The 19,108-nt window shown below is 60.7% G+C and carries 20 protein-coding genes; 14 read left to right on the forward strand and 6 right to left on the reverse strand.

Features of this window, described 5'->3' with window-relative positions; all coding sequences use genetic code 11:
• Positions 1 to 27 precede the first annotated feature (27 nt).
• Both P8S53_RS17765 and P8S53_RS17770 read left to right on the forward strand, forming a co-directional pair.
• On the forward strand, positions 28 to 1,017 hold the full coding sequence (locus P8S53_RS17765) for an ABC transporter substrate-binding protein (protein ID WP_277807167.1): 990 nt from the start codon (positions 28 to 30) through the stop codon (positions 1,015 to 1,017).
• A 244-nt stretch (positions 1,018 to 1,261) separates the two neighbouring features.
• A complete protein-coding gene (locus tag P8S53_RS17770; RefSeq protein ID WP_277807168.1) occupies positions 1,262 to 2,482 on the forward strand; it encodes an MFS transporter in 1,221 nt (406 codons plus the stop codon).
• Between the two features lie 25 nt (positions 2,483 to 2,507).
• Here P8S53_RS17770 and P8S53_RS17775 read toward each other — a convergent pair whose 3' ends face one another.
• Together P8S53_RS17775 and P8S53_RS17780 are read right to left on the reverse strand one after the other, a co-directional pair.
• Positions 2,508 to 3,173: a GntR family transcriptional regulator gene (locus tag P8S53_RS17775; RefSeq protein WP_277807266.1), complete on the reverse strand. Its 666-nt coding sequence runs from the start codon at positions 3,171 to 3,173 to the stop codon at positions 2,508 to 2,510.
• An 85-nt stretch (positions 3,174 to 3,258) separates the two neighbouring features.
• Positions 3,259 to 3,951, reverse strand: coding sequence for a GntR family transcriptional regulator (locus tag P8S53_RS17780; RefSeq protein WP_277807169.1), 693 nt, complete (start codon positions 3,949 to 3,951; stop codon positions 3,259 to 3,261).
• Between the two features lie 165 nt (positions 3,952 to 4,116).
• Here P8S53_RS17780 and P8S53_RS17785 point away from each other — a divergent pair, with 165 nt between their 5' ends.
• The 7 genes from P8S53_RS17785 to P8S53_RS17815 all read left to right on the forward strand — a co-directional run bounded on the left by P8S53_RS17785 (position 4,117) and on the right by P8S53_RS17815 (position 12,126).
• Positions 4,117 to 5,082 (forward strand): tripartite tricarboxylate transporter substrate binding protein, encoded by a 966-nt coding sequence (locus P8S53_RS17785; RefSeq protein ID WP_277807170.1) that lies wholly within the window; start codon positions 4,117 to 4,119, stop codon positions 5,080 to 5,082.
• A 91-nt stretch (positions 5,083 to 5,173) separates the two neighbouring features.
• Entirely contained in the window at positions 5,174 to 5,650 is a 477-nt protein-coding gene (locus P8S53_RS17790; RefSeq protein WP_277807171.1) for a tripartite tricarboxylate transporter TctB family protein, read from the forward strand.
• A gap of 12 nt (positions 5,651 to 5,662) precedes the next feature.
• Positions 5,663 to 7,183, forward strand: coding sequence for a tripartite tricarboxylate transporter permease (locus P8S53_RS17795; protein ID WP_277807172.1), 1,521 nt, complete (start codon positions 5,663 to 5,665; stop codon positions 7,181 to 7,183).
• Between the two features lie 31 nt (positions 7,184 to 7,214).
• Entirely contained in the window at positions 7,215 to 8,951 is a 1,737-nt protein-coding gene (gene araD / locus P8S53_RS17800) for an L-arabinonate dehydratase (protein WP_277807173.1), read from the forward strand.
• An 11-nt stretch (positions 8,952 to 8,962) separates the two neighbouring features.
• Positions 8,963 to 9,862, forward strand: coding sequence for a dihydrodipicolinate synthase family protein (locus P8S53_RS17805; protein WP_277807174.1), 900 nt, complete (start codon positions 8,963 to 8,965; stop codon positions 9,860 to 9,862).
• 12 nt (positions 9,863 to 9,874) lie between these two features.
• The gene (locus P8S53_RS17810) at positions 9,875 to 10,600 is read left to right on the forward strand and encodes a ribonuclease activity regulator RraA (RefSeq protein ID WP_277807175.1); all 726 of its coding nucleotides are present in this window, start codon (positions 9,875 to 9,877) and stop codon (positions 10,598 to 10,600) included.
• An 11-nt stretch (positions 10,601 to 10,611) separates the two neighbouring features.
• Complete coding sequence (locus P8S53_RS17815; protein ID WP_277807176.1) at positions 10,612 to 12,126, forward strand: aldehyde dehydrogenase (NADP(+)); 1,515 nt, start codon at positions 10,612 to 10,614, stop codon at positions 12,124 to 12,126.
• Between the two features lie 78 nt (positions 12,127 to 12,204).
• Here the strand turns inward: P8S53_RS17815 and P8S53_RS17820 are convergent, their stop codons facing one another.
• Positions 12,205 to 13,257 (reverse strand): hypothetical protein, encoded by a 1,053-nt coding sequence (locus P8S53_RS17820; protein WP_277807177.1) that lies wholly within the window; start codon positions 13,255 to 13,257, stop codon positions 12,205 to 12,207.
• Between the two features lie 214 nt (positions 13,258 to 13,471).
• Positions 13,472 to 13,957 carry a hypothetical protein gene (locus P8S53_RS17825; RefSeq protein WP_277807178.1) on the reverse strand — a complete coding sequence of 162 codons (486 nt, stop codon included), beginning with the start codon at positions 13,955 to 13,957 and terminating at the stop codon, positions 13,472 to 13,474.
• A 125-nt stretch (positions 13,958 to 14,082) separates the two neighbouring features.
• Here P8S53_RS17825 and P8S53_RS17830 point away from each other — a divergent pair, with 125 nt between their 5' ends.
• On the forward strand, positions 14,083 to 14,286 hold the full coding sequence (locus P8S53_RS17830) for a hypothetical protein (protein ID WP_277807179.1): 204 nt from the start codon (positions 14,083 to 14,085) through the stop codon (positions 14,284 to 14,286).
• Here P8S53_RS17830 and P8S53_RS17835 read toward each other — a convergent pair.
• Entirely contained in the window at positions 14,283 to 14,804 is a 522-nt protein-coding gene (locus P8S53_RS17835) for a hypothetical protein (RefSeq protein ID WP_277807180.1), read from the reverse strand. The two genes, P8S53_RS17830 and P8S53_RS17835, sit on opposite strands and share 4 nt — an antisense overlap.
• Positions 14,805 to 14,866: 62 nt before the next feature.
• Positions 14,867 to 15,232 (reverse strand): hypothetical protein, encoded by a 366-nt coding sequence (locus tag P8S53_RS17840; protein ID WP_277807181.1) that lies wholly within the window; start codon positions 15,230 to 15,232, stop codon positions 14,867 to 14,869.
• Between the two features lie 58 nt (positions 15,233 to 15,290).
• Between P8S53_RS17840 and P8S53_RS17845 the strand changes: the two genes are divergently transcribed.
• From P8S53_RS17845 to P8S53_RS17860, 4 genes are all read left to right on the forward strand, one after another.
• Entirely contained in the window at positions 15,291 to 16,472 is a 1,182-nt protein-coding gene (locus P8S53_RS17845; RefSeq protein ID WP_277807182.1) for a substrate-binding domain-containing protein, read from the forward strand.
• A gap of 105 nt (positions 16,473 to 16,577) precedes the next feature.
• Positions 16,578 to 17,342, forward strand: a complete 765-nt coding sequence (locus P8S53_RS17850; protein ID WP_277807183.1) for an ABC transporter ATP-binding protein — start codon at positions 16,578 to 16,580, stop codon at positions 17,340 to 17,342.
• Entirely contained in the window at positions 17,335 to 18,057 is a 723-nt protein-coding gene (locus P8S53_RS17855) for an ABC transporter ATP-binding protein (RefSeq protein WP_277807184.1), read from the forward strand. Before P8S53_RS17850 ends, P8S53_RS17855 begins: the two co-directional genes overlap by 8 nt.
• On the forward strand, positions 18,054 to 19,097 hold the full coding sequence (locus P8S53_RS17860; RefSeq protein ID WP_277807185.1) for a branched-chain amino acid ABC transporter permease: 1,044 nt from the start codon (positions 18,054 to 18,056) through the stop codon (positions 19,095 to 19,097). Before P8S53_RS17855 ends, P8S53_RS17860 begins: the two co-directional genes overlap by 4 nt.
• The last annotated feature ends 11 nt before the right edge of the window (positions 19,098 to 19,108 follow it).

Consider the following 19,108-nt stretch of genomic DNA (forward strand, 5'->3'; position numbering starts at 1 on the left):
GGGCCAGGCAACACGGAGGTGATAAAAATGAAAAAGGTAATCGTTGGGTCAGTCGCGGCCCTCGGTCTGGGGCTTGCGCCTGCGGCGTGGGCGCTGGATGATGTGACCATTCAGCTGAAATGGGTCACGCAGGCGCAGTTTGCGGGCTATTATGTGGCGCTGGAAAACGGCTTTTATGAAGAAGAAGGGCTGAATGTCACTGTGCGCGCAGGCGGGCCGGACATTGCACCGCCGCAGGTTATTGCGGGCGGTGGCGCGGATGTCATCGTCGAATGGATGCCCGCTGCCTTGGCCGCGCGTGAAAATGGCCTGCCGCTGGTCAATATCGCGCAACCCTTCAAGGAATCGGGGATGATGCTGACCTGTCTGGCCGAAACCGGCGTGACCGGACCAGAGGATTTTCCCGGTCGCACCTTGGGCGTTTGGTTCTTTGGCAATGAATACCCGTTCCTGAGCTGGATGAGCACCCTTGGCATTCCCACCGATGGTGGCGATGAAGGCGTCGAAGTGCTGCGTCAGGGTTTCAACGTGGACCCGCTTCTGCAACGTCAGGCCGATTGCATCAGCACCATGACCTATAACGAATACTGGCAGGTCATTGATGCAGGCATCAGCGAAGACGAGTTGGTGACCTTCAAATATGAGGATCAGGGCGTCGCCACACTGGAAGACGGGCTGTATGTGCTGGAGTCGAATCTGGAAGACCCGGAGTTCGTGGACAAGATGGCGCGTTTCGTGCGGGCCTCGATGCGCGGATGGGAATGGGCGTCCGAGAATGTCGAAGAAGCGGCCATGATTGTGCTGGAATATGACGACACCGGCGCGCAAACCGAAGAGCACCAGATCCGCATGATGGGTGAAGTGGCCAAGCTGATCGAAGGGTCCGATGGCACGCTGGACATGGATGATTATGCCCGCACTGTTGAAACCCTGCTGGGTGGCGGGTCCGACCCTGTCATCACGTCCGAACCCGTGGGCGCCACCACCACGGCCGTCACGGACGCAGCGTTCAACTGATCACGCGTCACAAATCGCGCGTGCTTTAACCCGCGCGCACCTAAATCTTGGGCGCATCTTCGGATGCGCCCTTTTTTTGCTGCACAGGTGGAAAGTAAGGAATTGCATCTGTTAACGATTAATGGAAGGAATAGGGCCAATCCCTGAGTGCCACATAATCGACCCCGCGCATCCCGCGCACCGAAGGCATGGCCACCCCTACGCTGCGTGCCCCCCGCCGCAGCCCGACACTTGAAGAAGTCTGATGTTTCTTAGAAAAAACCTGCGCTGGCTTTCGGCCGGATTCGTGCTGACATTCGTCTCCGCCTTCGGGCAAACATGGTTTATCTCGTTGTTTGCGGGCGCCATCAAGGCCGAACACGGGCTGACAGATGGCAGCTGGGGCAGCCTTTATACCCTTGCCACCCTAAGCGCCGCCGCCTTGATGTTCTGGCGCGGGTCACTGGCGGATACGATCGCATTGTCGCGCCTTGCACCCGCCATTACGGGCGTTTTCGCATTGGCGGCCTTGGGCATGGCGCTGGCGCAGAATGTCTGGGTTTTGGGTGTTGCCTTGTTCCTGCTGCGGTTTTGTGGTCAGGGCATGTTCAGCCATATGGCCATGACCGCAATGGGCCGCTGGTTTCAGGCGCAGCGCGGCAAGGCTGTGTCGGTGGCCAATCTGGGCCACCCCGCAGGTGAAATTGTGGTGCCGCTGCTGACTGTTCTGGCCATCGCAATAATTGGCTGGCGGCTGTCATGGGCCGGGGTCGCGCTGATCCTGGCCTTGGGCGTCGCACCGCTGATCTGGGGCTTGCTGCGCAATGACCGCACCCCCCAAGGGCATGGACAGGTGACGCTGGCCACCGGTCTTGCTGGGCGTCAGTGGACCAGACAGGATGCCGCCCGTCACTGGTTGCTGCCCGCCTTGTTGCCCATTTTGCTGACGCCCGGATTTATTTCGACAGTGGTGTTCTTCCATCAGGTCCATATCGCAGAGGTCAAGGGCTGGACCCTGACCGCGATGGCACCGGGGTATTCGGCCTTTGCCACAACGACTGTTATGGCAGCCCTTGCGGCGGGCTGGGCGGCCGACAGGTTTGGCGCGCAGCGCCTGCTGACGATCCTGCTGCTGCCCATGGGCATAGGGGTGGCGCTGATCGGGCCTGCGCAACAGGTGGCGGGCTGGTATCTGGCGCTAGGCTTCATTGGCATGACACAGGGAACGGCAAGTGCGCTATGGGGCGTGCTGCTGCCCACCGCCTATGGCACCAAAAATCTGGGGGCGATCCGGTCGCTGGCAACAACCATCATGGTTATTTCCACGGCCATCGGGCCGGGCATTACCGGCATATTGATTGACCGCGGCATTGATTTCCCCACGCAAAGCCTGTGGATGGGGGCGTGGTGCATTATGCTGATGGTGGGGTGTTTTGTCATTGACCGCAAACTGACACGCGAACTGAACGCGGTTCCAGTGCGTTAGGCCAGCGCGACACGCCGCTTGAATATCATTTCGCAAAATACTGCGGATGCTGCTCCTTCAGCGTGCCCCCGATCACGAAGGATTGCGACAAATGGCGGCGCATGGCCGCGCGCGCGGCGGGCGCATCGTGGTTGTGCAAGGCGTCGGTAATGGCGGTGTGGTCATCAAGGATCTGCACCCCCTTGCCATGCATGGGCAGGTGCAGCGCCCGAATCCGGTCAATATGGCCGCTTTCACGCCGGATAAAATGGTAAACTGTGTCATGCCCGCTGGCCGTGAAAAGCTGCTGATGGAATGCCAGATCAAGCTGCCGGAACCCCGCCAGGTCCTGCTGATCAAGGCAGGCGCGCTGCAAATCCAGCATATACCGAAGCTGTTCGATCAGGTGCTTGTCATGGGCCTGCGCCAGGTCTTCAACAATCGTTTGCTCTACACTGCTGCGCAAGAAATGGATTTGCGTTGCGTGGTGCAGGTCGATCAGACTGACACGCGTGCGGGCCTGCGCGCGTATATCAACCAGCCCGTCATCTTTCAGGCGCAGAAATGCGTCGCGCAACGGTGTGGTGCTGATCCGATAGTGCTGCATCAGGGCATTGCGTGACAGCACTATTCCCGGTGCCAGCTCCAATGACAGGATGCGCGCGCGCAAATCCCCGACGATATCAAGATCGGTGTGATACCTTTCCGACACTACCAAGACATTGCCCCCACGCATCGCATTCAAATATATTAGCGTAGCAGTATGAAGCAGTCTGATCGGAAATCAAGTGCGATCTTCAGCACAGATTTGCGCCATTTTCCGCATCGAACAATTCGGGGCGGGTCAGCAAGATCTGCTCCATATAGCCCACCGACCCTGACACATGCGCCCGAACCAGTTCTTCGGCACCAAGGCGCGACCGGCGCGAGATTGCATCTACAATAGCCTCGTGCTGGCGCGTCAGGCTTTCCAACTCGCTGCGCTCGGCGGCCTTCAGAAAGCGGATACGATCAAGATGGGCCTTCTTGGTATGGATAACCTGCCACACACTTCCCAATTCTGCCAATTCAAACAAGGATTGGTGGAAACGGTCGTCCAGTGGCATGAAAACCGCATAGGAATTCTGCTGCGCTGCAAGCTTCTGTTCCAACAAAATCGCCTTTGGCGCTGACAAATCCAGCCCCGGCGTGTCGCACAGCTTCAGCACAACAGGGATTTCCAGATTGACGCGCAGAAAATGCGCCTGCCGGACCGCATTCGGGCTGATCCCGGACACGAAGGTTCCATGCTGGGGCGCAATGGTGACCAGCCCGTGTTCGGCCAGCCGCAACAATGCCTCGCGCACGGGGGTGCGGCTTACGCCGAATCGGTCGCACAATTCCTTTTCGTGCAGCACTTCCTTCGGTGACAATTCCAGCGTGACGATCAGCTTGCGCAGGGCGTCATATATTTCGCTGGCGCGCGATTTTTTGCGGGGGAAGGCGTGCATGTAGTCAAAAATCCCGTTTTATCCCATGATAATAGCAATCAGATCAGGTTTCCATAGACCAATGCGCCCACAGACCAAAATAGATTAGCGGTTGATAACGGCTTATTGATATATTAGTGTTTCGCGAATGACCAACAGGTCAGACCATCTAGTGGAGGAACACTTATGACTTTCAGATTTTCAGCATTGGCCGCAGCCAGCGCGCTTGCACTGTCATCCGGCGCAGCGCTTGCCGACACGGATTGGCCCACGCGCACGATCAATGTCATCATTGGCGCAGGACCGGGCGGCGATACCGATTTCAATTCCCGCACGATGGCGCGCTATTTTGAACAGATTACCGGCGGGTCCATGGTTATCACCAACATGCCGGGCGGCGGCGCGACCATCGCGACATCAGCGGTCAGGGACGCCGACCCCGATGGCTACACCATGCTGTTCGGCCATACTGGTCACATGATTGTCACCGAAGTGTCGGGCCTTGCCGATTACGGCATTGATGATTTCGAGATTTGCTGCATTCCCGCCATCGATCAGGGCGCGGTGTTTGTGGCCAGCGCCCAATCGGGCATCACCAGCGTCGAAGATCTGGTTGCGCGCACCGATGCAGACCCGCAAAGCGTTGTGTTCGGCACCGAATTCGGCGGCTATTCGCACCTTCAAGGCACCATCTTCCAGCGTGAAACCGGCGCGGACATGCGTGTGGTCGACACTGGGTCCGCATCCGACAAGATCGCGGCCCTGCTGGGCGGGCGTATCGATGTGGGCGGCATTGCTTACGGCGCTATTCAGGATTACCACGCCGCAGGGCAGATGGTGGTTCTGGGCCAGCCCAATGAAACCCGCAACGAGTTGCTGGGCGACATTCCCACCTTCGCCGAACAGGGCGTCGATTTCGTGATGAACAACCCCTATATCATCGCGTTTCCCAAAGGCACCGACCCCACGATTGTGGCCAAGATGGAAGATGTCATGCGCCAGATCACTGAAATCCCGGAATATGCAGCCGATCTGGAACAGGGGTTCAAACAACCCGTCTCCTTCCTGCCGCAGGACGAGGCGCTGGAGCGGCTGAACACGATCCGCGACACCTACATGCCGTATCGCGAAATCCTGCAATCCGCACGCTAAGGCCAACTGGCCGACGACAGGCCGGCAGACAGGCCCCGCAGAACGGGCCATCTGCCGGCCGCTTTCTACTGGCAGCAAAGGGGGGCGCGTGATGTCGCGAAACAAGGAACTGGTTGTGGGGCTTGCCATGCTGGGCTTGGGCATCGGCTATCTGTATATGACCATGCAACTGCCGCGCAGGGGCGCGGTTGATGCAACATTTTTCCCCTATATGCTGGCCTGGGCCATGATCGGGCTGGGCGCGCTGCAATGTCTGGTAACATGGCGGCGCGGTGCCACCGCGATGGGCAAGGGCGACAAGCTGCAACCGCTTCAAGCCCTGACGGTGCTGGCCACGCTGGGCCTTGTGGCGGGGTTTATCGCCGCATTGCGGCCCTTGGGCTTTCCAATCGCGGCGACGGTGTTTTTGTTTGCGCAGTTCATTGTCCTGACCCCCAACGGCCAACGCCCGCGACTGGTGCTGTATGCCGCATTGGCGGTGGTCAGCACGGCGGTCATTTTCGTGACCTTCCGCTACGGGTTCCGGCTGATGCTGCCCGCAGGCCCCCTAACCCCCTATCTGCCGTAAGGAACGCCGCTGATGCTTGATATGCTTCTCCAAGGCTTCGCGGCGGTCCTGTCCCCGCAGATTTTTATCCTGATCACCATCGGTGTGGCCGTGGGCATTGTGTTCGGGGCGGTGCCGGGGCTGACGGCGGTGATGGCCATCGCGCTGACCTTGCCCATGACCTACAGCCTTGGGGCTTCGGCGGGTATTTCACTGCTGATTGCGCTGTTTGTGGGGGCAACATCGGGGGCGCTGATTTCGGCAATCTTGCTGAAAATTCCCGGCACACCGTCATCTATTGCCACCACATTTGACGGCGCGCCCATGATGGAAAAGGGCGAAGGTGCGAAAGCGCTGGGGGTGGGGATTGTGTTTTCCTTCCTTGGCACCATCATGTCAATCGCAGCGCTGATGTTCATTGCGCCGTCATTGGCGCGGGTGGCGCTGTCTTTTGGTCCGCATGAATATTTCGCCATCGCCGTATTTTCACTGACCTTGATTGCAACCCTGTCGTCAGGGTCCATGATCAAGGGCATATTTGCCGGTGTCGCGGGGTTTGCCGTATCCACTGTGGGCATCGCGCCGGTGGATGCGATCACACGCTACACATTCGGGCGGGTTGAAATTAACGCGGGCTTTTCCATTCTGACGGTTCTGGTGGGCATGTTCGCCATTGCCGAAGTCATCCGCGTGGCCGAACAGGCGCGCAAGCGTGGCGACATGCCGACCGTCGCGCCGCTGATGGTCAAGATCAAGGGCTTCGGGTTTTCCATGGCGGAATTTCTGGGCCAGATCCCCAATGCCATCCGGTCGGGGCTGATCGGCATTTCCATTGGCATTCTGCCCGGTATCGGGGCGGGCACGTCGAATATCATTTCCTATATCGCCGCCAAGAAACGGTCCAAAACGCCTGAAAAATTCGGCAAGGGCACGATTGAAGGGGTGGTTGCCAGTGAAACCGCAAATAACGCAGGCATTGGCGGCGCAATGATCCCGCTGCTGACACTGGGCATTCCGGGCGATGCGGTTACGGCCATTTTGCTGGGCGGGCTGATGATCCATGGCATCCAGCCTGGCCCCATGCTGTTCATCACCCAAGGGGCGCTGGTCTATACCATCTTTGCGGCGCTGATCGTGTCGGCCTTCATGATGCTGGTGCTGGAATTTCTGGGCCTGCGCGTCTTTATCCGGTTGCTGGCCATTCCCAAGCATATCCTGTTGCCGGTCATTCTGGTTCTGTGCGCTGTGGGGGCGTTTGGCCTGTCCAGCCGTGTGTTCGATGTCTGGACCATCCTTGCCTTCGGTGTGCTGGGCTATGCCTTCGTCAAGGCGGGCATTCCGGCCGCGCCCTTCATCATCGGGTTTATCCTTGGCCCCATGGCGGAAACCAATTTCCGGCGCGGATTGCAGCTGTCGGCGGGCGATTTCACCGGCTTCATAACAAACCCCATCGCGGGAACCTTCCTTGGTTTGGCGGCGCTGTCGATCCTGTGGCAGATCTATTCTGCCCTGCGCCCCAAACCCGTCAAGACACTCTCGGATATTGTCGACTGACCGTCGCAATACCCCAGTAACGGAGCACCATATGACCCGCATCAAAACCCCTGAAACTCTGCGCAGTGCGCGCTGGTTTGGCCCTGACGATCTGCGCAGTTTCGGCCACCGCTCGCGCCTGATGCAACTGGGCTATTCCGAGGCGGATTTCAAAGACAAGCCCATCATCGGCATTCTGAACACATGGTCGGAACTGAATTCATGCCACGCGCATTTCCGCGAACGCGCCAAGGATGTGAAACGCGGGGTGTTTCAGGCGGGCGGCTTTGCGGTTGAACTGCCATCGCTGTCGGTGGATGAAAGCTTCACCAAACCCACATCGATGCTGTACCGCAACATGCTGGCCATGGAAACGGAAGAGATGATACGCTCGCATCCCCTCGACGGGGTGGTGCTGATGGGCGGGTGCGACAAGACCACACCGGGGCTGGTCATGGGCGCGCTGACAGCGGGCGTGCCAATGATTTATTTGCCTGCGGGGCCAATGCTGCGGGGCAATTTTGCAGGGCGTGCGCTGGGGTCGGGGTCGGATGCGTGGAAATACTGGGACGAACGGCGCGCAGGCAATATCCCGGATGATGAATGGCAGGGGTTGCAGGGCGGGATCGCACGTTCGGCGGGGGTGTGCATGACCATGGGCACCGCCAGCACCATGACCGCAATTACCGACGCCATGGGCCTGACCCTGCCGGGCGCGTCATCGGTGCCTGCGGTAGACAGCGGTCATCAGCGTATGGCCGCCGATTGCGGGCGGCGCATTGTCGATATGGTCTGGGAAGACCTGACGCCGGACCAGATCGTAACCGAAGCGGCAGTTAAAAACGCCGCCATCGTGGCCATGGCCACGGGTTGTTCCACCAATGCGGTGGTGCACCTGATCGCCATGGCGCGGCGCGCAGGCGTGAACCTGACGCTTGATGATCTGGACGCGCTGGGGCGCACGACACCCCTGATCGCCAATGTCCGCCCCGCAGGCAAAGACTACCTGATGGAGGATTTCTTCTACGCGGGCGGCTTGCGTGCCTTGATGAAACAGATTGAAGAACGCCTTGATACATCCTGCCTGACCGTCACCGGCAAGACGATGGGCGAAAACCTGATTGGCGCGCAGGTCTTCAATGACGATGTGATCCGCCCACTGTCTAACCCTGTCTATCATGAAGGGTCGCTGGCGGTGCTGCGCGGCAATCTGTGCCCTGATGGCGCGGTCATCAAACCTGCGGCCTGCGACCCCAGATTTCATACCCATGAAGGGCCTGCGCTGGTCTTCGACAGCTACCCCGACATGAAAGCCGCGATTGACGATGAAACCCTTGATGTCACGCCCGACCATGTTCTGGTTTTGCGCAATGCAGGCCCCCTTGGCGGGCCGGGGTTTCCGGAATGGGGCATGCTGCCGATCCCCAAGGCGCTGATCAAACAAGGCCACCGCGATATGCTGCGCATTTCAGATGCGCGCATGTCGGGCACATCCTACGGGGCCTGCGTGCTGCATGTGGCGCCTGAATCGTTCGTGGGCGGGCCGCTGGCACTCTTGAAAACAGGTGACATCGTGCGGCTGGACCTGCCTGCGCGCAGGCTGGATATGCTGGTGGATGATGCCGAACTGGACGCGCGCCGCGCAGCCCTGCCCGCCCCCGAACCCCGGTTCGAACGCGGCTGGGGCTGGATGTTCTCGAAACATGTTACACAAGCAGACACGGGCTGTGATTTCGACTTTCTGGAACGCGATTTTGGCCGCACTGCCGGCGAGCCGGACATTTTCTGATGGGGACGCATATGACACTGACACTGGAGCAAGCACTTAGCGGTATTTCCGGCATTCTGGTTACGCCCTATGACGATGGCGGCGATATTGCCCCCGACCGACTGGCCCCGATTGTGGACCGTGCGCTTGATGCGGGCCTGCATATGCCGGTGGTCAATGGCAATACCGGCGAATTCTATGCCCTGACCACGAGTGAGGCCTGCGCCATGGCGCGCGAAGTCGTCGCATTGGTGGATGGCCGCGCGCCGGTTCTGGCCGGTGTGGGGCGGGGCCTGCGCGACGCGGTGGCGCTTGCGCGTGCATCCGCCGATGCAGGCGCGACCGCGCTAATGGTCCACCAGCCCCCCGACCCGTTTGTCGCCCCGCGCGGCGTGGTCGATTACCTGCATGCGATCAATGATGCATCTGGCGGGTTGCCGATGATGCTGTATCTGCGCAACGATGCCATTGGCACGCGCGCCATTGCCGATTTATGCGCCGTGCCCAATGTGCGCGGCGTCAAATGGGCCACCCCCAACCCCCTGAAACTGGCCGAGGCGATTGCCGCCTGCGACCCCGCCATCACATGGGTGGGGGGCTTGGCCGAAGTCTGGGCGCCGGTCTTCTATGCCGTAGGCGCGCGCGGCTTCACATCGGGGCTGATCAATGTGTGGCCCGAACGGTCGCTGGCCATTCATGCAGCACTGGAGTCCGGCGATTACCGCACCGCCAACACCCTGATTGCGGGCATGCGCGCGTTTGAAGATATCCGCGCCGAGGAAATGAACGGCACCAATGTCACCGGCGTCAAGGCCGCGTTGCAGGCCACCGGCCATGATTGCGGCCCCACGCGCCCCCCTTCGGCATGGCCACTAACCGACAGCCAGCAAACGCGCCTTGCGCAGTTTCTGACCAAGAACAACCTGATCTGACAGGATATCACAATGACTGAATACACCCTTTCCGACAGCACGCGCGCGGCCCTGAAAAAAGTGTCCACCGCATCCGTGGCAACCGCGCTTTACAAACGCGGCCTGCGCAACCAGTTCATTCAGGGCGTGCGCGCAGTTGCACCCAAATCCGACACCATGGTCGGGCAGGCATTCACCCTGCGCTACATTCCCGCGCGCGAAGACCGCAACCCCATTACTGCCTTTCGCGACCCAAAACACCCGCAGCGCGTGGCAATAGAAACCTGCCCCGCCGGGCATGTGCTGGTGATGGATGCGCGCGGCGACGCGCGTGCCGCCACGGCAGGGTCCATCCTGATCACGCGGCTGGCACTGCGCGGGGCGGCGGGCGTTGTGTCCGACGGGGGCTTTCGCGACATGGCAGGCATAGGCGCGCTGGACATGCCCGCCTATTGCGCCGGTCCGTCCGCGCCCACAAACCTGACCCTGCATGAAGCTCTCGACATCAACATCCCCGTCGCCTGCGGCGGCGTGGCCGTCTTTCCCGGTGATGTGCTGCTGGGCGACGGCGATGGCGTGATGGTCATTCCCGCCCATCTGGCCGACGACATCGCCATCGAATGCGCCGAGATGGAAGTGTTTGAGGAATTTGTTCTGCAACAGGTCGAAGCAGGCGCGGGTGTCATCGGGCTGTATCCGCCCACGGACGAGGCCAACTTGAACAAATTCGCCGAATGGCGCACACAAACCAGACGTTGAAAGGCACTGATATGACGCATATTCCGCATGGGATGCATTTGATTGCAGGTGAACGGGTTGATGATGGGGCGCGGTTTGCGTCTGCTCCGGCGTCCGGTCCGGCGCATGAATTTGCGGTGGGCACGCCGGATCTGGTGGACCGCGCCTGCAAAGCCGCCGAAGACGCGTTTGAAACCTATGGCTACTCCGCCCGCGCGGACCGCGCGGCGTTTCTGGACGCCATCGCGGATGAGATTGACGCGCGCGGCGATGCCATCACCGCGATGGGCTGCGCCGAATCCGGCCTGCCGGAAGCGCGGCTGGTGGGCGAGCGGGGGCGCACCACAGGCCAGTTGCGCCTGTTTGCAGAGCATATCCGCAAGGGCGATTATCTGGACCGCCGCCATGACGCGGCCCTGCCCGACCGCCAGCCCGCCCCGCGCCCCGAATTGCACATGATCCAGCGCCCCATCGGCCCTGTGGCGGTGTTTGGCGCGTCGAACTTTCCATTGGCCTTTTCGGTGGGCGGCGGCGACACGGCCGCCGCACTCGCCGCAGGCTGTCCCGTTGTCGTCAAGGGCCATTCCGCCCATCCGGGCACCGGCGAATTGGTGGGCGATGCGATCACGGCAGCGGCCAAATCCTGCGGCCTGCATCCGGGCGTGTTTTCGCTGATACAAGGCGGCAACCGCGAGGTTGGCGCGGCACTGGTCACCCACCCGCTGATCCGCGCTGTGGGCTTCACCGGATCGCTGGGCGGCGGGCGCGCGCTGTTTGATCTGTGCGCGCAACGCGCTGATCCCATTCCCTTCTTTGGCGAATTGGGCAGCGTGAACCCCATGTTCATCCTGCCCAAAGCACTGGGCGCACGCGGGGCCGACATCGCCAAAGGCTGGGCCGCCAGCCTGACCATGGGCGCGGGCCAGTTCTGCACCAATCCCGGCATCGCCGTGGTGCTGGAGGGGCCGCAGGCCGATGAATTTGCCGCGACCGCCAAGGGTGCGCTGGCGGGCGTGGGCGCGCAGACCATGCTGACGGATGGCATGGCCGAGGCCTACCGCGCGGGCCGCGACCGTGTGGCTGCCAGCGCGGGCGTGCGCGAAGTGCTGGCCACCAGCTGCGACGGGCGCGCAGCCACGCCGTATCTGTATGAAACCACCGCCGATGCATGGCTGGGCAACCATGCCTTGGGCGAGGAGGTGTTCGGTCCCCTTGGCCTGATCATCCGCGCCCGCGATGAGGGGCAGATGCTGGATCTGGCACGCGCGTTGCAAGGCCAGCTGACCTGCACCCTGCATCTGGATGATGGCGACACGGGCCTGGGCCAGCGCCTGATGCCGGTTCTGGAACGCAAGGCCGGGCGCATTCTGGCCAATGGGTTCCCCACAGGGGTCGAGGTGGCCGACAGCATGGTCCATGGCGGCCCCTACCCCGCCTCGACCAATTTCGGCGCCACATCCGTGGGCACCCTGTCCATCCGCCGCTTTCTGCGACCGGTGTGCTACCAAAACCTGCCAGCCGCCCTGCGCCCAGACGATCTGCAATAATACCAACACAGGGGGGCGGGCGCACGCCCCCCTGCCGTCGCAATCATCATGCAGGGCGACAGGTTTTTTCGCGCGCGCTCACACCGCCGCGCGCCACATGCGAAACCGCCCCTGCCCTGTCATTTCGCGGATCAGACCGTGATCTTCCATCCATGCAAGGTTGCGCTGCACCGCAGCGCGGCTGGCCCCTGTCAGGGCCTCGGCCATGGGCGCTGACAATACCGGCCAATCCGACAGGGCGGCCCGCAAGGCAGGCGGTGTGCGCCCCGACAGCCGCGCCATTGCCGCATCTGCACGCACACTCCAGGCGTCGATCTGGTCCAGATGGCGCTGCGCACTTAATGTGGCGCTGTCCATGCTGTCATACCACCGCTTCAGCCGCGCATCGGGGGCACCTTGGGCGCGCAACCCCCCTGCCCCGCCCATGGCCAGCGGCGCGAAAACCGCGCCCTGCCCATCGCCTGCGGCGATACGCGCTGCGGTGACGGCGGCTTCCAGCGCGCCGCCCTGATGCGCCAACCCCGCCAGTGACCACAGATGATATCCCATGCAGGCGCGTGTCACGGGGTGCAGATGCGCGCCCGCTTGCATCAACTCCTGCCATGCGCTGGCACGTTCGGTGAAGCGTTCGGATGCATCATCCAAAGCGCCTGCATCATGGCGGCCAAGGAATTCAGGCAATCCCGCCTGTGGCCCCGGCCCGCCAGCCAGCCGCCGCACGGCCCAGCCAAGGGCGGACAATACCTGCGTGTCGTCCTGCACACCGGACACACGCAGCGCCACCCAAAGCGCCAGCCTGTCGGGGGCCACCCTGTTGCCATTAACCCAGCTTAATTCCACCGCTTCCAGAAGCGCCAGCCGCTGCCGCCAGCCATCCGGTCCACGTTTCAGCCGCTCATCCAGCGCGCCCAGCCGACCCGCAACCCGCGCAAGCCGCGCGGCGTGGCGGGCTTCGGCGCGGGTCCATTCATCGAGAACCGATGCTTCTGTCGGTTCGTGTTCGGGACCCGGTGACAGGAAATCGGGTTCATCTTCCGGGGGGCCGGGCAGAAACCACAAATCTTCCTGCGCGCCTTCGCGGTCATAGGGGCCGGTGGGTTCGTCCTGTGGGGCAGATGGGGGCTTTCTCATATGTGCAAAATATTGACATTTCGCAAATTGTTCAAGGAAATCCGGCGCCGCACGGAGCCTGCACATGAATAAACAATACCACCTTTAGCGCCTGATATTGAACCAGCGGAAACGACCGCGCCTGATCACACGGCAAGTGGACCGGGCACAAACAAAAGGGGGGCCGAAAACACGGCCCCCAATCTGTTCCCTATGCGGTTTTCCGCAACGCAGCTTAGTCCAGACGCGTGACCACACCTTCTGCAAATGCGGTGATCAACGTCTGATAGGCAAGTTCGGCTTCGACACTTTCGAAAGTCAGCGGATCGCCATCTTCATCAACTGCCGTGACGCCGGACAAGGAAACGCTAAGTTCATAGGAATTGAAGTTCGCGTTGTTGGTCTCATCGGTCACATTAACCTGACCCACAAGAATCGACTGCTCCAGATCGAAGCTGCGTTCAAACGCGCTGGCAAGTGCGACTTCTTCCAGACGCACGGAAATACGGGCACCTTCATCTTCGATCCGTTCCACGATGCGCGCAAGGATGGCATTTTCCAGATCTTCTGCAATTGTGGACCAGAATTGCGCGGCCTCTTCATTGCTGATGGCGGTGATATCTGCTTTGACCGTAACCTCGGACACTTGGTCAACACCAGCCAGTGCAGTGCTGGACGCCAGCGCAAAAATGGCAGGGGCAAGAATGCGGGAAAGTTTCATGTTCATTTTCCTTCGTTTAATCGGCCCTCAGTCGGACCTATTGAACTTACAACAATCACAGCCGCCTTATGGTTCCGGCGCACCACCTTGGGCGGCGGAACGCCGCGCATTTAGCACGCCGAAAGATGAAGCGCCCTGCAACCCGATCCGGCACGCATACAAGCACCATGACCACGAACCTTGACGGATGCGCGGGCCGCAAGCACACCATCATCGACGCGGATTTCGCAGCCCGGTTCAGGGCAATCTGGCGTTGTAAGGGCTGTGCCCGCACCCCGGTCGCCGCCAACGCGTTGCGGCACATCGCGCTGACCATACGTTACGGTTAAATCCCCGCCGCCACCAATGACCAGATATCGAATCCCGCGGTTGCGCAACAACTCGAAAGTGAAGGTTCCCGAAGTGGTAGACTGATGGGCGCAGTAGAATTGCCCGCCATCCCCAACAAGACTGACAGCTCCCCCGCCGCCACGTCAGCGCAGCGCGATACTGCCAAGGCTACGCCAGTGGACAGATGCAACGCCATGACTGACACACCAAAGCTACTGGTCATGCACCCTGTGCGCGCGGCATGCATCATGGTGCCATGCAGCCCGATATCGCGTGTGTTGGTCATGTCGCGGCGGTATTCCGCACCTACAAGGTTCAGCACGTCCCGCACCTTGCCGGTGCGCAAGCGCGCCTGATCATATTTCAGCCCGTAGCGCAGCTTCAGAAATTCCGTATCGGACAAATAGCGCGAATGATAGACTGACGCGATAGCGACAAGGCTTGCAATTCCGCCCTGATCACGTTGGCGCAATTCGCCTTGCAACAGGGCAATCGGGTCGCGCGGGCCAGCACCCAAGGATTGTTGGCCGCCGAAACCGTCACATGCAAATTCAGGTCACGGTCGCTGACGCGGCATGCTTAGCCGCGCTGTGCCCCCTTCAAGCACAGGCACCAGCACCACCAGGATCGGCCATCATCCTGCACAGTGGCAGTGACCGTGCTTTGCGGCGCGCGTTCCGACGCGGGCGAAGAGCGGCGCACCGTTCCTGTGGGCGCAAAACCAAACGGGCGCTCCACCAAGACGGGGCGCAGTTCCACAAATTGCGAAACTGCACTGCGCGTCGACGCATAACACAACACTGGCCGCGCACCGGGCAGCAGGGTGGTCACATCCATCTGCACAACGCGCGGGCGGCGATAGATATCGCGAAAACGAAAGCGCCCGTCACTGCCGGTGATGGCATAAACAAAGTGGATGCGCGCAAAATTCTTGACACGAATCACCCCTTCACCTAACAAAAATGAAACATGAACCATATGTCATGTTTTGAGGGAGGAAATCATGTCACTTAAATCTGCCGTCCTTGTGACGGCCCTGTTGGGCTGGTCTGCGCCAGCATTTGCGGAAATCCGCATCGCCCATATTTACGACCGCACCGGCGCATTGGAAGCCTATGCCGCGCAAAGCCAGGTGGGGCTGATGATGGGCCTTGAATATGCCACTGGCGGCACAATGGAAATTGACGGCCAGCCGCTTGTCGTCATCGAAAAGGACAGCCAGCTGCGCCCTGATCTGGGCCGCGCCCTGCTTGCCGAAGCGTTCGGTGATGATGATGCCCATATCGCTGTCGGCCCGACCAGTTCCGGCGTTGCGCTGGCCATGTTGCCCGTCGCCGAGGAATTCGAGCGCGTGCTGATCGTTGAACCTGCGGTGGCCGACAGCATTACCGGCAGCGACTGGAACCGCTACATCTTCCGCACCGGGCGCAATTCCAGCCAGGACGCCATTTCCAACGCGGTCGCACTTGGGCGTGAAAACGTGATGATTGCGACATTGGCGCAAGATTACGCGTTCGGGCGCGATGGCGTTGCCGCCTTCCGCGAGGCATTGGCCGACACGCCCGCGCAACTGGTTCATGAAGAATATGTCCCCACGGATACAACCGATTTCACCGCCGCCGCAGAACGTATTTTCAACGCATTGGCGCAACATGACGGCGAAAAGCGGCTGTTCGTTATCTGGGCGGGGGGCAATAACCCCATTGGCCGGATTCAGGCCATGGACCCGTCGCGCCACGGGATCGAAATTGCGACAGGCGGCAACATTCTGCCCGCAATGGGCGCATATCGCGACCTGCCGGGTATGGAAGGGGCCACATATTACTACTATGAGATCCCGCAAAACCCCGTAAACGACTGGTTGGTGGAACAGCATTTCGAACGCTACGGCACCCCGCCGGATTTCTTCACCGCCGGTGGCATGACCGCGGGTCTGGCCGTTGTCGAGGCCATTCGCAACGCCGGTGGTGCCGATGATTCCGAGGCATTGATCGAAGCGATGGCCGGAATGGAATGGGAAACCCCCAAAGGCACCATGCAATTCCGCGCGCAGGACCATCAGGCAATGCAGGAAATGTATCATTTCCGCATTCGGGTCGAAAATGATGTGGCATGGGGCATTCCCGAACTGGTGCGGGTGCTGGGAATTGACGACATGGACATTCCCGTTCGCAACCAACGCTGACGCGACATCAACACCGGTTCGGGCGCGGCGGATGCGCGCGCCCGGACCAGCCATGCCCGCCCTAGATGGCGCGGCACCTGTGTCCCCAACCCCAAGGCGGCCCTGATGAGTGAACCATCCCTTGAAACCCGCGATCTGACTGTGCGCTTTGGCGGGCATGTTGCTGTCGATCAGGTCAGCTGTGCTTTTCGCGCGGGCGAGCTGACAGCCATTGTCGGCCCCAACGGGGCAGGCAAGACAACCTATTTCAACCTGATCTCGGGACAGATTGCCGCCTCCGCGGGCCGCGTCCTGCTGGGCGGGGCCGACATCACCACCATGACCGTGTCGGCGCGCACGGCAAACGGGCTGGGGCGGGCGTTCCAGCTGACCAATCTGTTCCCGAAACTGACCGTGCTGGAAAATGTGCGTCTGGTGGTTCAGGCCCGCAGGAACCGCGGCTTCAACATCTGGACAACCGCCTTCAGCCACCATGAACTGATCGACGAGGCGCAGGCGGTGTTGCAGCGCGTGCGCCTGTCGCATCTGGCGCAGCAGACCGTTGCGGCCCTGCCCCATGGCGACCAGCGCAAGCTGGAAGTTGCAACACTGATCGCGATGATGCCGAAGGTGTTCATGTTTGACGAACCAACCGCTGGCATGTCCGTCGATGAAGCGCCTGTCATTCTGGACCTGATTGCCGAAATCAAACGCGACACGACAGCGACGGTTTTGCTGGTTGAACACAAGATGGACGTCATCCGCAGCCTGGCCGACCGCATTATCGTGCTGCATAACGGCGCACTTGTTGCGGATGGCGCGCCTGAAACGGTCATGTCATCTGCGGTCGTGCAAGAAGCCTATATGGGCAAGGAACTTACCGATGTCTGATCCGATCCTGCAACTGTCGGGTGTCAAAACCGACATCGCACAATATCACATCCTGCATGGTGTCGACCTGACAGTGCCGCGCGGGCAGGTGACCATGCTGCTGGGGCGCAATGGCGCAGGAAAAACCACAACCCTGCGGTCCATCATGGGGCTGTGGCGGCCGCGCGCAGGCAGCATTCATTTCGATGGCACCGACATCGCAGGGCTTGCCCCCCCGCAGATCGCACAGCGCGGCATCGGGTTTGTCCCTGAAGATATGGGCATTTTCGCCGATCTGACGGTCGAGGAAAACCTGATCCTTGCTGCAATTTCCGGCCCTATCCGGCGCGACAGGCTGGATTGGGTATTCCGCGCGTTCCCCGCATTGTCCACCTTCTGGAAAATGCCCGCAGGCAACCTGTCGGGCGGGCAGAAACAAATGCTGGCCATCGCGCGGGCGGTCATCGAAAAGCGCGGGCTTTATCTGATTGACGAGCCGTCCAAGGGGCTGGCCCCTGCGATTGTGTCCACCATGGCGCGCGCGCTGAAAGACCTGAAAAGCGATGGTGCCTCGATCCTGATGGTAGAGCAGAACTTCTCGTTGGCGCGCGCATTGGGCGATCATGCGGCGGTCATGGATGAAGGCCGGATTATCTGGACCGGCGCAATGGCAGAACTGGCCGCAGATGCCGCTTTGCAAGAACGCCTTATGGGCCTGAAAATGGAGGTTGCATGACACTCTCAACCGAACACGCGCCCGAACACGCCCCGAAAATGGCGCGCCTGTCGCTGTCGGAACGGCTGCAACCATGGCTTCCGGTCTTGCTTGTGCCCGCGCTGGTTCTTGCGGGGTATCTGATGATTTCCTCGCCGTCCTCATGGCTGACGCTGACAGTTTCGGGGCTGGCCATGGGTATGATGATCTTCGTCATTGCATCGGGCATGACGCTGGTTTTCGGGCTTATGGATGTCATCAACTTTGGCCACGGGGCGTTTGTGTCCTTTGGCGCATTTGTGGGCGTAAGTGTCCTGCTGGCGCTGTCGGGCATGACGGGTGCGCCCTCGCTGATGCTGAACCTGCTGGCGGTCGGGGCCGCGATGCTTGCGGCCATGGCCGTAACCGGTGTTCTGGGCCTTGGGTTTGAACGCATTATTGTGCGTCCCGTCTATGGCAGCCATCTGAAACAGATTCTGGTGACGATGGGTGGCCTGATCGTGGCCGAACAGCTTATTCATGTGATCTGGGGCGGCGAGGAAATATTCATCGGGCGTCCCGAAATGCTGAAAGGGTCGGTGACCGTATTCGGGGCCACGCTGGAAAAATACCGGCTTGTCGCCGTGGGGCTGGGGTTGGTGCTGTTCGTCATCATGCGCGCGGTGCTGCGCAACACCAAACTGGGGCTGATTGTGCGTGCAGGGGTGGAAAACCCCGAAATGGTGCAGGCGATGGGCTATCACATTCGCCGTGTTTTCGTGCTGGTGTTTGTGGCCGGTTCGGCGCTGGCGGGTTTGGGCGGCGTGATGTGGGCGCTCTATCAGGAAATGATCACCGCACATATGGGCATGGAAATCATGATCCTTGTGTTCATCGTGGTCATCATCGGCGGGCTTGGTTCGGTCGAAGGGTGCTTTATCGGCGCGCTTCTGGTGGGGTTGATGCAGAATTACACGGCCTTTCTGGAACCCAAACTGGCGCTGATTTCGAACATCGCGCTGATGGTCGCGATCCTGATGTGGCGGCCACAGGGCATGATGCCCGTGATCAAGGCGAAGTAAGGGGATAACAG

The organism is Roseinatronobacter sp. S2 (genome assembly GCF_029581395.1).
Lineage (GTDB): Bacteria > Pseudomonadota > Alphaproteobacteria > Rhodobacterales > Rhodobacteraceae > Roseinatronobacter.

Bases quoted from the DNA above. Each gene is read 5' to 3' on its own strand.
- P8S53_RS17820 (WP_277807177.1), bottom strand. From the start codon at position 13,257: ATGAGAAAGCCCCCATCTGCCCCACAGGACGAACCCACCGGCCCCTAT.
- P8S53_RS17845 (WP_277807182.1), top strand. From the start codon at position 15,291: ATGTCACTTAAATCTGCCGTCCTTGTGACGGCCCTGTTGGGCTGGTCT.
- P8S53_RS17770 (WP_277807168.1), top strand. From the start codon at position 1,262: ATGTTTCTTAGAAAAAACCTGCGCTGGCTTTCGGCCGGATTCGTGCTG.
- P8S53_RS17815 (WP_277807176.1), top strand. From the start codon at position 10,612: ATGACGCATATTCCGCATGGGATGCATTTGATTGCAGGTGAACGGGTT.
- araD (WP_277807173.1), top strand. From the start codon at position 7,215: ATGACCCGCATCAAAACCCCTGAAACTCTGCGCAGTGCGCGCTGGTTT.
- P8S53_RS17765 (WP_277807167.1), top strand. From the start codon at position 28: ATGAAAAAGGTAATCGTTGGGTCAGTCGCGGCCCTCGGTCTGGGGCTT.
- P8S53_RS17780 (WP_277807169.1), bottom strand. From the start codon at position 3,951: ATGCACGCCTTCCCCCGCAAAAAATCGCGCGCCAGCGAAATATATGAC.
- P8S53_RS17810 (WP_277807175.1), top strand. From the start codon at position 9,875: ATGACTGAATACACCCTTTCCGACAGCACGCGCGCGGCCCTGAAAAAA.
- P8S53_RS17805 (WP_277807174.1), top strand. From the start codon at position 8,963: ATGACACTGACACTGGAGCAAGCACTTAGCGGTATTTCCGGCATTCTG.
- P8S53_RS17830 (WP_277807179.1), top strand. From the start codon at position 14,083: ATGAAGCGCCCTGCAACCCGATCCGGCACGCATACAAGCACCATGACC.
- P8S53_RS17785 (WP_277807170.1), top strand. From the start codon at position 4,117: ATGACTTTCAGATTTTCAGCATTGGCCGCAGCCAGCGCGCTTGCACTG.
- P8S53_RS17825 (WP_277807178.1), bottom strand. From the start codon at position 13,957: ATGAAACTTTCCCGCATTCTTGCCCCTGCCATTTTTGCGCTGGCGTCC.
- P8S53_RS17790 (WP_277807171.1), top strand. From the start codon at position 5,174: ATGTCGCGAAACAAGGAACTGGTTGTGGGGCTTGCCATGCTGGGCTTG.
- P8S53_RS17855 (WP_277807184.1), top strand. From the start codon at position 17,335: ATGTCTGATCCGATCCTGCAACTGTCGGGTGTCAAAACCGACATCGCA.
- P8S53_RS17860 (WP_277807185.1), top strand. From the start codon at position 18,054: ATGACACTCTCAACCGAACACGCGCCCGAACACGCCCCGAAAATGGCG.
- P8S53_RS17795 (WP_277807172.1), top strand. From the start codon at position 5,663: ATGCTTGATATGCTTCTCCAAGGCTTCGCGGCGGTCCTGTCCCCGCAG.
- P8S53_RS17850 (WP_277807183.1), top strand. From the start codon at position 16,578: ATGAGTGAACCATCCCTTGAAACCCGCGATCTGACTGTGCGCTTTGGC.